Below are 14,675 nucleotides of genomic sequence, written 5' to 3' on the forward strand. Positions count from 1 at the left end.
GGCTGAACGCGGAAACATTGACATCCGGCGAGGGCTCGGCCATTTGGCAGACCGGTCCGCTCGGCCTCGGCATGTCGTCCCTGCGAACGCAGGGACCCATGCCGCGTGATCTCTCATGTGCACACGAGCGGTAGAAGGCTCGTAGTCCAATTAGCGCCGCGGAGTATGGGTCCCTGCGTTCGCAGGGACGACATGCTGCGAAGTTTGCTAACCGCGTCCTACAAACGGCATCTTGGTTGCCATCACGGTCATGAACAGCACGTTGGCATCTAACGGCAGGCCGGCCATGTAGGCGACGGCGTCGCCGACCGCCTTCGCGTCCATGCGCGGCTCGTGCTTCATGGTGCCATCGGGCTGCATCACACCGGGGCCGGCGACCATGCGGTCCGTCATCGGGGTCGCGGCATTGCCGATGTCGACCTGGCCGACCGCAATGTCGTACATGCGGCCGTCGAGATTGGAAGCCTTGGTGAGGCCGGTGATCGCGTGCTTGGTCGAGGTATAGGCCGCCGAGAACGGGCGAGGGGCGTGCGCCGAGATCGAGCCGTTGTTGATGATGCGGCCGCCGCGCGGGTTCTGATCCTTCATGATGCGGAAGGCGTGCTGCGTGCACAGGAACGGCCCGGTGAGGTTGGTGTTCACCACCGCCTGCCACTGTTCGAGGCTGAGATCCTCGAAATTCACCGGCGGCGCGCCCATGCCGGCGTTGTTGAAGAGGACGTCGAGCCGGCCGTAGGTTTCCATCACCTTGGCGAACAGCGCTGCGATCGAACCGGGGTTGGTCATGTCGGCGGAGACGCACAGGCTCTTGCCGACATTGTCGCCGAGCTTTTTGGTTTCCTCCAGCATCTCCATGCGGCGTCCGGCGAGTACCACGGTGAATCCCGCATTCATCAGCGCCAGCGATGCCGCGCGTCCGACGCCGGTGCCTGCACCGGTGACGAGCGCGATCTTGTTTGTTGCGTCGGCCATTGTTTCCTCGCCTTCAGTTTTTTGTTTCTGTTTCGGATTTGTAGGGTGGTCTTGGAATATTCTGGTGCGCCGCGCGCAGCGCCGCCGACCAGCGGGAACGGAGATCGTGGAAATAGGGCTCGCCCGCCTCGATGCGGTGGTTGAGGTCGGCCTCGCAGGCATCCGCGCGCACCACCAGAACGTCGATCGGCAGGCCGACGCCGAGGTTGGAGCGCATGGTCGAATCCATCGAGATCAGGCCGGTCTTCAGCGCCTCATACAGTTCGACGTCGTAATGCATCGCGCGGTCGAGCACCGGCTTGCCGTATTTGTGCTCGCCGATCTGCAGGTACGGCGTGTCGGTGGTGCATTCGATGAAATTGCCGGCGGTGTAGACCATGAACAGCCGCATCCGCGAGCCCTTGATCTGTCCGCCGAACAGGAAGGAGACGTCGAAGCTGACGTCTTCGGATCGGAGGGCCGGACCTTCGGTGGCATGGACCAGGCGGATGGCGCGCCCGATGCGCTGCGCCGCCTGGAACATGGTCGGCGCGTTCATCAGCGTCTCGAGCTCGCCGGTGTTGTGGTCTTCGACGCCCTCGGTCAGCGTCGAGAGCACCGACTGGCTGATCGCCAGATTGCCGGCACTGGCGATCGCCATGATCCGCTCGCCGGGTTTGGAGAAAATATGGAGCTTGCGGAAGGTCGAGACGTTGTCGAGGCCGGCATTGGTGCGGGTATCCGCGATCATGACCAGACCGTCCCGCACCAGAATTCCGCAACAATAGGTCATGCCAAGTCCCCGAACGCATCTGTTTTTGGGCGGCCAAACTAGTAGCCAATTTCGCGGGGGCATCCAACCCCAAATCCCCGTGGCGCGGGATGCGCCGGCCGGATATTGATTAAATCCGCCGCCTCCGGCACGCTGGCTCTCCCACAAGAACAAGAAACATTGGGAGGCCATCATGCGCGCCAGCCGGCTGTCAGGCGAACTCACCTTCTCTTTGGCGACGCTTTGCATCGCATTGCTCACGGCGGTTCCCGCCGCGGCGCAGAAGAAGGGCGGCACGCTGCGGCTCTATCACAACGACAATCCACCCTCGACCTCGCTGCACGAGGAAGCGACCATCGCCTCGGTGACGCCGTTTGCGGCTGTTTTCAACAACCTCGTCGTGTTCGATCCCGCCAAGGTCCACGAGAGCGTCGATACGGTTATTCCGGATCTGGCGGAAAGCTGGTCCTGGGATTCCACCAGCACGAAGCTGACCTTCAAGCTGCGGCAGGGCGTGAAATGGCACGACGGCCAGCCGTTCACGGCCAAGGACGTGCAGTGCACCTGGCGGATGCTGATCGGCAAGACCGAGACCAAGGACTTTCACCGCAATCCGCGCAAGGTTTGGTACACCAAGCTGCAGGATGTCTCCATCAACGGCGATCATGAAGCAACCTTCGAGCTGAACGAACCGCAGCCGAGCCTGCCGGTATTGCTCGCCAGCGCGTTTTCGCCGGTCTATCCCTGCCATGTGCCGCAGCAAGTCATGCGAACCAGGCCCGTCGGCACGGGACCGTTCAAATTCGTCGAATTCAAACGCGGCGAGTCCGTTCGCCTGGTGCGCAATCCCGACTACTGGAAGAAAGACCGTCCCTATCTCGATGAGATCACGTTCCGGATGATCGACAGCCGCGCCACGCGCATGCTGGCCTTTGCGACCGGCGAATATGACATCACCTTTCCCTCCGACGTCAGCGTTCCCTTAATGCGCGACATGAAGGCGCGGGCGCCGCACGCGATCTGCGAGATGACCACGACGGGCACGCAGATCAATTTGATGGTCAACCGCGTCAATCCGCCGTTCGACAATCCGGACATCAGAAAAGCCATGTCGCTGGCGCTGGACCGCAAGCCCTTCAACACGATCCTGATGGAGGGGCTGGCGCGCATGGGCGGGGCGATGCTGGCCAAGCCCGAGGGCGAGTGGGGCATGCCGCCGGAAATGGTGTCGTCGCTGACGGGGTATGGCCCGGAGAGCGAGAAGAACATCGCCGAGGCGCAGGCGATCATGCAGAAGCTCGGCTACAGCGATTCCAAGCCGCTGCCGATCAAGATCCAGACGAGGAACCTGCCGACCTATCGCGACCCCGCCGTGATCCTGACCGACCAATTGAAGAAGATCTACATTGTCGGCGAACTCGACATTCTCGATACGCCGCGCTGGTACGCGCGGCTGGCGAAGAAGGATTACACGATCGGGCTGAACATCACCGGGGTCAGCGTCGACGACCCCGACGGCAATATCGTCGAGAATTACTCCTGCAAGTCGGAGCGCAACTACACCCAGTACTGCAACGCCGAGGTCGACCGGCTGCTGGCGGCGCAATCGGGCGAGCTCGACATGGAAAAGCGCAAAAAGATGGTATGGGACATCGAGCGGCTCCTGGTCGAGGACGCGGCGCGGCCGATCATCCTGCACAGCACAGCCGGCAATTGCTGGCAGCCCTATGTGAAGAATTTCCAGCCGCACGCCAACAGCCAGTACAACAATCTGCGGTTTGAGGATGTGTGGCTGGATAAATAGTATTTCCCCTCATGGTGAGGAGCGCGTAGCGCGTCTCGAACCATGAGGCCCCGATCGCGCCTGCGGCCCATCCTTCGAGACGCCGCTTCGCGGCTCCTCAGGATGAGGGGAGTTTGTGGTGCTTACTACGACTGCGACTGGCTCTGCCACTGGCCCGGCCGCCCGGCCTGTTCGACCTTGACTGCCACCGTCAGCGTTTCGGTGCCGCCGCCGTAGCGGGTGCCGCGCACCGGTGCGGCGCCGAGGTAATCGAGCCCGATGGCGACGCGGACATGGGCGTCGGTGGTACAGATGCCGTTGGCGGTATCGAAGCCGACCCAGCCGAGGTCAGGTACATAGGCTTCCGTCCAGGCGTGGCCCGCCTGCTGATGGATGGTGCCGTCGGAGCGCAGGAAGTGTCCGGAGACGAAGCGGGCCGGCACGCCGCCGGAACGGGCGCAGGCGATGAAGATGTGGGCGTAGTCCTGGCAGACGCCGCGCTTGAGCGCAAAAGCTTCCGCTGCCGACGTTCCTGAATTGGTGGGGTCCTCATCGAACGTCATATGCTCGTTGATCTGCACCATCAGCGCATGCAGGAAGCCGAGCACGTCGCCGTCGGATTCCGAGCGCAGCTCGCGGGCGAAGGTCGCCATCGCCGGATTGACCTCGGTCAGCGCGGTCTGGCGCAGGAACAGGCCCGCCGGGAAACGCTCGTCGGTGCCGCGCAGTACGCCGCCGGTGTCGTGCGTTTCGATCAGGCCCTCGACATGGATGGTGAGGTCGGCGATCGCGCCGTGGGTGAGAACATGCGTGACGTTGCCGAACGCGTCCTGATGCATGTCGAGGCGGGAGTCCGTCGACACGTCGATCTGCCATTCGGCGACATACTGTCCGTCATGGCTGCCGGGCGTCATGCGCAGGATCTGGATCACGCCGGAGGCCGGTGGCTCGTAGCGATAGCTGGTGGAGTGGGCAATTCGCAGGCGCATTGGGCGTCTCTTCGTTCGTGCCGTCATTCCGGGGCGATGCGAAGCATCGAACCCGGAATCTCGAGATTCCGGGTCTGGCGCTTGCGCGCCATCCCGGAATGACGGTGCCTGGTTATATCAAATACTGCCTGGTGATGATCTCACCGAGCCGCGCATTATCAGCGATGAATTCCTGAATGAATTCATGCACGCCGTGCTGGAAGATATCGTCCATATGGCTGTGTTCAAGCCGGTTGCGCACCCCGCGGGCGTGGCGCTGGGAGGCGCCCTGGCGGCCATAGGCGACGCCGATCTGGTCGAGGTTGCGCACCAGATTGCTGTAGCAGCTTGCCAGCGAGCGTGGCAGCGTGTCGTTGAGGATCAGGAGGTCGGCGATCAGCCACGGTTTCAACGTCTCGCGATAGACCCAGTGATAGGCTGTCAGCGCCGACACCGAGCGCAGGATCGAGGTCCACTGATAGTAATCCAGAGGGCCACCGACATGCTCCTCCTCGGGCAGCAGCACATGATATTTCACATCGAGAATGCGAGCGGTGTTGTCAGCGCGCTCGAGGTGCAGGCCGAGCCGCGAGAACCAGTAGGCGTCGTTGCGCAGCATGGTGCGGTAGGCGGAGCCGTCGAACCTCAGCGAGGTCTCCTGCACGAAGCGCAGGAATCGCGCCAGTTCTTCGCGGCTCGATGTGCCCTTGCCCCAGAGCTCCCCGAGCTCGATCCAGGCCGAGTTGATGGTGTCCCACATCTCCGAGGTCAGCGCGGTGCGCACCGAGCGCGAATTGAGCCGCGCCGCCTCGATGCAGTTCTTGATCGAGGACGGGTTGGACGGCGAGAACGCCAGATACTCGACGACGTTCTGCTCGTTGGCTTCCTGATAGACGTCATAGAAGCTGGCGCTGACGCCAGCCGTCAGCAGCGCCGATTCCCATTCATTGGTCTTGCCGATATAGGTGGCGGGGAGGGCGGTCACGCGCAACGTCGCGTCGATCGTGCGCGCGATATATTCGGCGCGCTCGACATAGCGGGCCAGCCAGTAGAGGTTTTCGGCGGTGCGCGACAGCATACGAAGATTTCGCTCTCTATTCGTCCAGTATCCAGGTGTCCTTGGTGCCGCCGCCCTGGCTCGAATTGACCACCAGCGAGCCTTCCTTCAGCGCCACCCTCGTCAGCCCGCCCGGCACGATGGTGACGTGCTTGCTCCCCGTCAGCACGAACGGGCGCAAATCGACATGGCGCGGCGCGAGGCCGGAGGCGGTGCAGGTCGGGCAGGTCGACAGCGCCAGCGTCGGCTGGGCGATGAAACCCTCCGGCTCGCGCTTGAGCTTGTCGCGGAACGCCTCGATCGTCGCCTTGGTCGCGGCGGGGCCGATCAGCATGCCGTAGCCGCCGGAGCCGTGGACTTCCTTCACGACGAGGTCGCTCAAATTGTCGAGCACATACGCGAGGTCTTTCGGCTCGCGGCAGCGCCAGGTCGGCACGTTCTTCAGGATCGGCTCTTCGCCGAGATAGAATTTCACGATCTCCGGCATGTAGGAGTAGATCGCCTTGTCGTCGGCAATGCCGGTGCCGACCGCATTCGCCAGCGTCACGTTGCCGGCCGCATAGGCCGACATCAGCCCGGGGACGCCGAGCGCCGAATCCGGGCGGAACGTTAAGGGATCAAGGAAGTCGTCGTCGACGCGGCGGTAGATCACGTCGACGCGCTTTAAGCCCTCGGTGGTGCGCATGAACACTTCGTCGTTCTTGACGATGAGGTCGCGGCCCTCGACCAGCTCTATGCCAAGCTTGTCGGCGAGGAAGGAGTGCTCGTAATAGGCGGAATTGTAGACGCCGGGCGTCATCAGCGCGACCGTCGGCTCGGCTGAGGCCGATAGCGGCGCCACCGAGCGCAGCGCCGACAGCAGTTCGTCCGGATATCGTTCCACAGGTGCTACGCGGTGACGGGCGAACAGGTCCGGAAACAGCCGCATCATGATTTCGCGGTTTTCCAGCATGTAGGAGACGCCCGAGGGCGTGCGCGCATTGTCCTCCAGCACGATGAAGTTGTCGGCGTCGACCCGGACGATGTCGATGCCGGCGATATGCACATAGACGTCGTGCGGCACGCTCTGGCCGTTCATCTCCGGACGGAACACCGGGTTCTGAAAGATCAGGTCGTCGGGAACGATATTGGCGCGCAGGATATCGCGGCCGTGATAGATGTCGCGCAGGAACATGTTGAGCGCGCGGACCCGCTGCTTCAGGCCCTTCTCCAGCACCGTCCATTCCTTCGCCGACATGATTCGCGGGATCACGTCGAAGGGGATCAGCCGTTCCTGGGCTTCGGCGTCGCCATAGACGGCGAAGGTGATGCCGATCCGGCGGAACAGCAGTTCCGCCTCCTGGCGGCGATATTCCAGGGCGTCCGGAGGCGTCTCCTTCAGCCAGCGGGAGAGCTCCCGATAGGCCGGGCGAAGCTCGCCGCCAGGCCCGTTCATTTCGTCGAAGGCAACTGCCATAAATCCTGACTATCTCTCGAAGCCACGCGGCACAGTGCATGACTTCACGGGATGGTAGCAAGGCTCGGGCCAGCGCGATATGCATTGGCTTGCGGCATTTCGTGTGGGTAGCCGGCCGCACTGCCCTAAAAAAAGGCTGCCGGGTGCTTATTTCGGCAGCAAACCCCCGTGACTTCAATGCGTTGCTTGCGCAAAGTACGGGGCAGGTGGGGAGAAGTCATGAGTGAGATCGTCACGGCGGGTATTCTGGTCATTGGCGACGAGATCCTTTCCGGCCGGACCAAGGACAAGAACATCGGCTTCATCGCCGAGTACCTGACCAATATCGGGATCGACCTCAAGGAGGTCCGTATCGTCGCCGACGACGAGGCCGACATTGTCGACGCCCTTAATGCACTGCGGCATCGCTACACCTATGTCTTCACGACCGGCGGCATCGGCCCGACCCATGACGACATCACCGCCGACAGCGTCGCCAAGGCGTTCGGCGTCGGGATCGACCATCACCCGGAGGTGGTGGCGCGCTTCCGCGAGCGCTGGAGCGAGCAGGATCTGAACGAGGCGCGGCTGCGCATGGCGCGCGTGCCAGACGGCGCCGAACTGATCCAGAGCGCCACCATTCTGGCGCCCGGCTTCAAGCTCGGCAACGTCATCGTGATGGCCGGCATTCCCTCGATCATGCAGGCGATGATGGACATCGTTTCGCCGAAGCTGAAATCTGGCGTGCGGATGCTGTCGGACTCGGTCCGCGCCAATGCGCGGGAAGGCGACATCGGCGGTCCCTTGCGCGAGATCGCGATCGCCCATCCCGACACGATCATCGGCAGCTATCCGTTCATGGATGAGGACAAGAAGCCGAACACCAATCTTGTGGTCCGCTCGCGCGATCCCGAAAAGCTCAACGCCGCGATGAATGCGGTGAAGGAGATGCTGGCGAACATCCCGAGGTAGCGATGCGAGTGATCCGGTTTTAAAAAGCTACGGAGAACAACAGTGACAAATCGTGCTGGAGCGCGCTCGTGATGGCGCCGCCGGAGAAGGCCTTTCCGGTCTCCTGGGACCAGTTTCACCGCGACTGCCGGGCGCTGACCTGGCGGCTCAACGAGGTCGGGCCATTTAACGCCATCATCGCGATTACCCGCGGCGGGCTGGTGCCGGCGGCCATCGTTGCGCGTGAGCTTGGCATTCGCGTGATCGACACCGTCTGTATTGCGAGCTACGACCACACCAGGCAGGGCGACCTCAAGGCGCTCAAGGGTGTTTCGGCCGACGTAGCAAAACTCGGCGGCGGCACAGGGAAGGGGCTATTGATCGTCGACGACCTCGTCGACACCGGCAAGACCGGGCGGCTGGTTCGTTCGATGATGCCGGACGCGCATTTCGCAGCGGTCTACGCTAAGCCGCAGGGCAAGCCGCTGGTCGATACTTTCATCACCGAAGTGTCGCAGGACACCTGGATTCACTTTCCCTGGGACACCGCGCTGTCGTTCCAGCCGCCGATCCGCGACGGGGCGGGGTGATGTATCGTCATTCCGGGGCGATGCGAAGCATCGAACCCGGAATCTCGAGATTCCGGGTCTGGTCCTTCGGACCATCCCGGAATGACGGAGTATAGTCGAACCCCCTATGCCCCTCCAAAACCGCGTCACGCCGACAGGCGACATCATCGCCACCCCGCATCGCGGCCTGTTCACCGGCAATCGCGGCATCATCCATGATCCCGCGACCAAAACCTTATTGAGGAAGCGCTGGTCGAGCCCGGCCTGGATCACCTGCGTCTGTGAGTTCAGGGGATGGCGGCGCAAGGTTATGGGCGGGCGGAGCTGGACCGAGCTGTTTTTTCTCGACGAAGCCACCGCATTCGCGGCCGGCCATCGTCCCTGCTTCTTCTGCCGCCGCGACGATGCCAACCGTTTTCGCGCGGCGTGGGAGGCGGGCAATGGCGTTGCGGACATTCGCGCGCGGGAGATGGATGCCGTGCTGCATCGCGAGCGGCTGGACCGCGGCAAGAAGCGGCTGCATCCGCTGCCGATGCCGGCGGCGCAATTGCCTGATGGTGCGATGGTGCAGGCGGGTGAGGAGAATTTTGTGATTGTGCAGGGCAGGGCGCTGCAATGGTCGATGGTGGGTTACAGCGAGGTGAACGGTGAAATCGAAAATGCGATGCTGCTGACACCGCCATCGACGCTGCGCGCGCTGGGCGCGGGTTATCGGTGCGTGCTGCATCCGAGTGCGTGTAGTTAGCGAAGGTGGTGCCGTTTGCGCGGTCTGCCCTCTCTCCCGCTTGCGGGCGCTTGCGGGAGAGGGAACGGAAACGTCACCCCAGCTTCTGCCGCGCCAGCTTCGCCCCCGCACCCAGCGCCGCCAGCTTCGCTTCCGCGATATCCCGCCGCATCGGGGCCATGCCGCAATTGGTGGTCGCGACGATGTTGCTGAGCGGCACGAATTTCGACACGGCCTCGATCACCTTCACGACGTCTTCCGCCGTCTCCACCGTGTCGCTGGCGACATCGATCACACCGGCCTGGACGACCTTGCCCGGGAGCAGCGCCAGCAAATCCAGCGGCACTTTCGAATTGCGGCACTCGATCGCGACCTGCTGGATCGGACTCTTGGCGATCGCGGGGAAGATGTCCTCGTATTGGCGCCACTCGTTGCCAAGTGTCTCTTTCCAGTCGGTATTGGCCTTGATGCCGTAGCCGTAGCAGATGTGAACGGCGGTGGTGCAGGTCAGGCCTTCGGCGGCGCGCTCCAGCGCTCTTATGCCCCAGTCGGAGACTTCGTCCATGAAGACGTTGAAAGCGGGCTCGTCGAACTGGATGACATCGACGCCGTCGGCCTGCAGCGCCTTGGCTTCGTTGTTGAGGAGTTCGGCGAAGGCGAAGGCCATCTTGACCTTGTCGCCGTAGTACTGGTCAGCGACAGTATCGGCGATGGTCATCGGGCCGGGCAGGGTGAATTTCAGCTTGCGGGTGGTGTGGGTGCGGGCGACGCGGGCTTCGTCGGCATGGACGCGGCCCTTCAGCGTCAGCGGCGCAACGACCTGCGGCACCATCGCCTTGTAGCGGTCTTTGCGGATGCCCATCTCGACCTTGTGGGCGAAATCGATACCCTCGACCTTCTCCAGAAAGCCATGGACGAAATGCTGGCGGGCCTGCTCGCCCTCGGTGACGATATCGACGCCGGCATCTTCCTGCAGCTTGACCGCCAGCATGGTGGCGTCGCGCTTGGCGCGGGCGAGCTCGTCACCCTTTGATTTCCAGGGTGCCCACAGCGTATTCGGCTCGGCCAGCCATTCCGGCTTCGGCAATGAGCCTGCGATCGTGGTTGGAAACAGCATGGGAGCCTCCCGTTTGGTCGTGATTGAGCGCCTGTCTGCCATGTCTTATGATCGAGGTACAGAACAACAAAAGTCGTCCAAAAGCGCGAAGCACGTCTTCAAGCAAAATCCTGGCTAGGGCGCAAGGAAGGGGCGAGGCAAGGGGAGCCATGATCGACCTGCACTACGCGCCGACGCCTAACGGCTGGAAAATCTCGATCATGCTGGAGGAACTCGGGCTTCCCTATCAGGTCCCGTCAACATCCGGGCCGGCGAGCCGAACGTCAAGCGCTGGTACGCTGAGGTTCGCGCCCGGTCGAAGGTGCAGGCGAGTCTTGCGATCGGCAAGTTCGTGAAGGAGCCGTTCGACGAGGAAGCGCGGCGGAATATGTTCGGGCAGCGCGCGAAGGAGCTGGCGGGGAGGAAGTGACACTGCAACCCCTCGTGGTGAGGAGGCGCGCAGCGCCGTCTCCGGACGATGCTGCGCATCGCCGGGCGAACCATGAGGCCACAGACGGGCCTTAATCCTTCGAGACGCGCGCGTTGAGCGCTCCTAAGGATGAGGATCAAGAAAACCAATCACAAGGAAAAATCCCATGCTCGAATTCTTCTTCGACTGCTCCAGTCCCTGGACCTATCTGGCCTTTCACAACATCCAACCGCTCGCCAAAGAGCTCGGCGTCGAGATCAATTGGCGGCCGATCCTGGTCGGCGGCATCTTCAATACGGTCAACCCGAGCGTCTATGCGCAGCGCGAGACGCCGGTGCCGCTGAAAGCGCGCTACATGAAGAAGGATCTCGCCGACTGGGCGCGCTCGGCGGGGCTTACGATCAAGATGCCGCCCACGGTGTTCCCGGTGAACAGCGTCAAGGCGATGCGCGGCTGCGTCTGGCTTGGCCAGGACATGGTGCCGTTCGCCACCGCCGTGTTCGAGGCCTATTGGGGCGACGACAAGGACATCTCGCAGGATTCGGTGTTGACTGAGGTCTGCAAGAAGGCCGGCATCGACCACGTCAAATTCTTCGACGGTATAGGCCAGCAGGCGATCAAGGACCAGCTCAAGGCCAATACGGACGAGGTAATGGCGCGCGGCGGTTTTGGTTCGCCGACGATCTTCGTCGACAAGACCGACATGTATTTCGGCAACGACCGCATGCCGCTGATCCGCGAAGCGCTGGAGCGGGTGAAAGCGCGGGCCGCCTGATGCCGAAAGCTGTCGTCTGCCGCGAGCTCGGTCCGCCCGAGAGCCTGCGTCTGGAAACCTTTGCTGCGGCGCCCTTGGCGCCTGGGCAGGTGCGCATCGCTGTCCGCGCAGCCGGCATCAATTTTCCCGATATTTTGATGGCGGCGGGCGAGTATCAGCTCAAGCCGCCGCTGCCGTTCACGCCGGGCGTCGAAGCCGCCGGCAACGTGGTCGAGGTCAACGCGGCCGAAGGCGTCGCAGTCGGCGACAGGGTCATCGTCAAGATGCGGCACGGCGCCTATTCCGATGAGGCGGTCGCTAGCCCCTCGCAGCTCGTAAGACTGCCGTCGACGTTCGACTACGCGGAGGGCGCGACGTTTCTGGCTGGCCATGGCACGGCCTACCACGCGCTCATCGATCGCGGCCGGCTTCAGCCGGGCGAGGTGCTGCTGGTGCACGGCGCGGGGGGCGGCGTCGGTCTCGCCGCTGTCGAGATCGGCAAGATGCTTGGGGCGACCGTGATCGCAACCGCTTCGAGCGACGAAAAGCTTGCGATTGCGAAAGCGAGGGGCGCCGATCATCTCATCCGCTACGACCGCGAGCCGTTCCGCGACGCCGTCAAGCGCATCACCGACGGCCAGGGCGCGGATGTGGTGTTCGATCCCGTCGGTGGCGAAACGTTCGAGAATTCGATGCGCTGTATCAACTGGGGCGCGCGGCTGCTGGTCATCGGCTTTACCGGCGGCATCGGGCTCGCGAAGACCAATCTGTTGATGATCAAGGGCGCCAGCGTGCTCGGCGTCCGCGCCGGCGAGGCAGTGCGGAGAAACCCTGCGCTCGGCGAGGTCAGGATCAAGGCCCTGACCGAATGGGCGGAAGCGGGAAAGGTCCGGCCCAACGTCTCACACCGGCTGCCGCTGGAGGATTATGCAAAGGCGATGCGGCTGTTGATCGACCGCAAGGCGATCGGCAGGGTGGCTCTCACCATGGGATGACAACGGAGGTTTCCTCACCGCGCTTCGGCATATCGCAAGCACGTCCGTACGATCTGACCGCAGGCTGCATCCTGTGCGTTGCCGATATCGGTCGCACCGGCATACTGTACTTGCGCGACCTTGCCAGCGACGAAGCGGAGCTGAACGCGACAGTAGCCTGTTGGAGGCTGGCCGCCGATGTTTAGCCCGGGCGGGATTGTAACAGTGGGGGGCAGTACCCCGCCGGGAGGACTGGTCGCGTGCTCATACATCCAGATTTCGCCACGGCCGTCCTTTGTCGTGCCCGTGGGCAGACCGGCACACATGCGGATCGCCGATTGGTCGAGACCAACTAGGCTCTCCCGGCCTCGCCGCGCCCATTCGGCCTCCCGATCGGCACAGCCGGCGAGGACGAGGGGTGCCAAAATGAGCATCCGCAGGCGAAAGCGCATCGGTATCGGTCCGGTAGTTGGATTGGATGACAATATCGCAGGGCGATGTCGCAATTGCAGCGGGACGGGAGCGCGGCTCCATGCTCAATGAACATGGATCAAAAAGCGACGTGCGACGTTAGCTTGCCCGCCACCGATCGACCGACCCTAGCGTAGACCTGCGTGCCTCGGCTAGATCTCGCGAAAGCTGCCGGTTCGAACAAACGCAATCGTCTGCTCGATCGCAACGCGATTTCGCACCAGCCAGGGATGCGACGCACCGATCACGATGTGACCTGTCATGCCGTCGAGCCTGGTATTCGCCACCGACACCCGTCCGTCATGCGGCTTCGGCAGGAATGCCGAGGCGATCGGATAGATCGAACGGTTTCCGGCGATGATGCCGACGGGATAGTCGACCGGCGGAAACAGCGCTTCGATGGCGGCGTCGCGCTGGGTGCCGAGTTGCTGTCCCGCCGGTCCGAAGAAGGTGCGGTAGGGTCCGAAATTCTTCAGTCGGTCGGCGATCTCGCTGCCGCTGTTCGGCGTGCCGATCATTACAATGCGGCCCAGACGCTGCGGCCGGTGTCGAGCGATGTAGACGCGTGCCAGCAGTCCACCCATGGAATGGCACACGAAATGGACGGAACCGGCGACGCCATCGGCAAAGCGCTGGATGGAAGGATGGATGTCCTCCGCCAGCGCCTCGAGCGCCCTTCGGCGGCTCGCATAGTCCAGGTTAAGCGCCGTCAGCCCGGCAGCCTCGATTGCCGTCTTCATTCTTCGAAACGATCGCGCCGTCCTGCTGATGCCATGCAGCAGGATGACGCCGTCTCGCGTCGCGTCGGCCGAAGCCGGCCGGTCGCTCACTTATATTCCCGCTCCGTCCACCAGGGGAAATAGTCGGGCATGTCGCTGGAAACCTTGTTCTTGAATTGCGCCGGGCGCTTTTCCAAGAACGACACCACGCCTTCCTTGACGTCCTCCGAGCGGCCGCGAGCGTAGATGCCGCGGCTGTCGACCTTGTGGGCTTCCATCGGGTCATCGGCCCCCATCATGCGCCACATCATCTGCCGGATCAGTGCCACCGACACCGGCGCGGTCTTGGCGGCGAATTCCTTGGCGAGCGCGCGTGCGGTCGGCAGCAAATCGTCCGGCGGCACCACCTTGCTGACGAGGCGGCCGGCGAGTGCTTCCTGCGCCGGGAAGACGCGGCCCGAATAGCACCATTCCAGCGCCTGCGAGATGCCGACGATGCGCGGCAGGAACCAACTCGAGGCGGCTTCCGGCACGATGCCGCGCTGGGAGAACACGAAGCCGAAGCGCGCGGCCTCCGAGGCGATACGGATATCCATCGCGAGCTGCATGGTGACGCCGATGCCGACGGCAGGGCCGTTCACCGCCGCAATCACCGGCTTCAGGCTTTTGAAGATCCGCAGCGTCACCTGGCCGCCGCCGTCGCGCACCTGGGGATCGCTGTAGTCGACCAAACCATTGGCGAGGCGCTTCACCGGCCCACGCCGCGCGTCGCGGTCGAACGTGTTGGCGCCGGAGGAAAGATCGGCGCCGGCGCAGAAGCCGCGGCCCGCGCCGGTCACGATGATCGCGCGGACATTGTCATCCTTGTCGGCCGCATCGAACGCGGCGATCAATTCCTGCTGCATGGTGCCGTTGAAGGCGTTGAGCTTGTCGGGCCGGTTCAGTGTGATGGTGAGAATCTGATCGTCGACCTCGTACGTGATGGTCTCATACGCCATAGGGGTTCCTTCCTTATGTTCTT

General features: G+C 63.2%; 14 protein-coding genes and 1 pseudogene. 7 read left to right on the plus strand and 8 right to left on the minus strand.

From position 1 onward, the window contains the following. Positions 1-207 precede the first annotated feature (207 nt). Complete coding sequence (locus GWE18_RS05915) at positions 208-972, minus strand: SDR family oxidoreductase (RefSeq protein ID WP_057852443.1); 765 nt, start codon at positions 970-972, stop codon at positions 208-210. A 13-nt stretch (positions 973-985) separates the two neighbouring features. Further along, entirely contained in the window at positions 986-1,744 is a 759-nt protein-coding gene (locus tag GWE18_RS05920) for a proteasome-type protease (protein WP_275184867.1), read from the minus strand. Between the two features lie 172 nt (positions 1,745-1,916). Here GWE18_RS05920 and GWE18_RS05925 point away from each other — a divergent pair, with 172 nt between their 5' ends. Further along, complete coding sequence (locus tag GWE18_RS05925; protein WP_275184868.1) at positions 1,917-3,527, plus strand: ABC transporter substrate-binding protein; 1,611 nt, start codon at positions 1,917-1,919, stop codon at positions 3,525-3,527. 125 nt (positions 3,528-3,652) lie between these two features. On the opposite strand, the gene GWE18_RS05930 is transcribed toward GWE18_RS05925, so the two are convergent. From GWE18_RS05930 to GWE18_RS05940, 3 genes are all read right to left on the minus strand, one after another. Further along, a complete protein-coding gene (locus GWE18_RS05930; RefSeq protein ID WP_275184869.1) occupies positions 3,653-4,495 on the minus strand; it encodes a transglutaminase family protein in 843 nt (280 codons plus the stop codon). A gap of 112 nt (positions 4,496-4,607) precedes the next feature. Beyond that, positions 4,608-5,552, minus strand: coding sequence for an alpha-E domain-containing protein (locus tag GWE18_RS05935; protein WP_275184870.1), 945 nt, complete (start codon positions 5,550-5,552; stop codon positions 4,608-4,610). Positions 5,553-5,568: 16 nt separating this feature from the next. Next, complete coding sequence (locus GWE18_RS05940; RefSeq protein WP_275184871.1) at positions 5,569-6,987, minus strand: circularly permuted type 2 ATP-grasp protein; 1,419 nt, start codon at positions 6,985-6,987, stop codon at positions 5,569-5,571. A gap of 219 nt (positions 6,988-7,206) precedes the next feature. Between GWE18_RS05940 and GWE18_RS05945 the strand changes: the two genes are divergently transcribed. The 3 genes from GWE18_RS05945 (at position 7,207) to GWE18_RS05955 (ending at position 9,231) form a co-directional block, all read left to right on the plus strand. Continuing rightward, positions 7,207-7,938 (plus strand): molybdopterin-binding protein, encoded by a 732-nt coding sequence (locus GWE18_RS05945; protein ID WP_275184872.1) that lies wholly within the window; start codon positions 7,207-7,209, stop codon positions 7,936-7,938. Positions 7,939-8,009: 71 nt separating this feature from the next. Beyond that, the gene (gpt, locus tag GWE18_RS05950) at positions 8,010-8,507 is read left to right on the plus strand and encodes a xanthine phosphoribosyltransferase (RefSeq protein ID WP_275185153.1); all 498 of its coding nucleotides are present in this window, start codon (positions 8,010-8,012) and stop codon (positions 8,505-8,507) included. A 106-nt stretch (positions 8,508-8,613) separates the two neighbouring features. After that, positions 8,614-9,231: a hypothetical protein gene (locus tag GWE18_RS05955; protein ID WP_275184873.1), complete on the plus strand. Its 618-nt coding sequence runs from the start codon at positions 8,614-8,616 to the stop codon at positions 9,229-9,231. A gap of 73 nt (positions 9,232-9,304) precedes the next feature. On the opposite strand, the gene GWE18_RS05960 is transcribed toward GWE18_RS05955, so the two are convergent. Then, a complete protein-coding gene (locus tag GWE18_RS05960; RefSeq protein ID WP_275184874.1) occupies positions 9,305-10,327 on the minus strand; it encodes a methionine synthase in 1,023 nt (340 codons plus the stop codon). Positions 10,328-10,476: 149 nt separating this feature from the next. On the opposite strand from GWE18_RS05960, the pseudogene GWE18_RS05965 reads away from it, so the two are divergent. The 3 genes and pseudogenes from GWE18_RS05965 (at position 10,477) to GWE18_RS05975 (ending at position 12,485) form a co-directional block, all read left to right on the plus strand. After that, positions 10,477-10,736, plus strand: a pseudogene (locus GWE18_RS05965) (hypothetical protein). A gap of 166 nt (positions 10,737-10,902) precedes the next feature. Beyond that, on the plus strand, positions 10,903-11,511 hold the full coding sequence (locus GWE18_RS05970; RefSeq protein ID WP_275184875.1) for a 2-hydroxychromene-2-carboxylate isomerase: 609 nt from the start codon (positions 10,903-10,905) through the stop codon (positions 11,509-11,511). Continuing rightward, positions 11,511-12,485 (plus strand): NADPH:quinone oxidoreductase family protein, encoded by a 975-nt coding sequence (locus GWE18_RS05975; protein WP_275184876.1) that lies wholly within the window; start codon positions 11,511-11,513, stop codon positions 12,483-12,485. Before GWE18_RS05970 ends, GWE18_RS05975 begins: the two co-directional genes overlap by 1 nt. 602 nt (positions 12,486-13,087) lie before the next feature. Here the strand turns inward: GWE18_RS05975 and GWE18_RS05980 are convergent. Together GWE18_RS05980 and GWE18_RS05985 are read right to left on the minus strand one after the other, a co-directional pair. Beyond that, positions 13,088-13,765: an alpha/beta fold hydrolase gene (locus GWE18_RS05980; protein ID WP_275184877.1), complete on the minus strand. Its 678-nt coding sequence runs from the start codon at positions 13,763-13,765 to the stop codon at positions 13,088-13,090. Beyond that, positions 13,762-14,652 (minus strand): crotonase/enoyl-CoA hydratase family protein, encoded by an 891-nt coding sequence (locus tag GWE18_RS05985; RefSeq protein WP_275184878.1) that lies wholly within the window; start codon positions 14,650-14,652, stop codon positions 13,762-13,764. Before GWE18_RS05985 ends, GWE18_RS05980 begins: the two co-directional genes overlap by 4 nt. Positions 14,653-14,675 lie beyond the last annotated feature (23 nt).

The sequence above is a fragment of the Bradyrhizobium sp. CSA112 genome (assembly GCF_029051645.1).
Classification (GTDB): Bacteria; Pseudomonadota; Alphaproteobacteria; order Rhizobiales; family Xanthobacteraceae; genus Bradyrhizobium.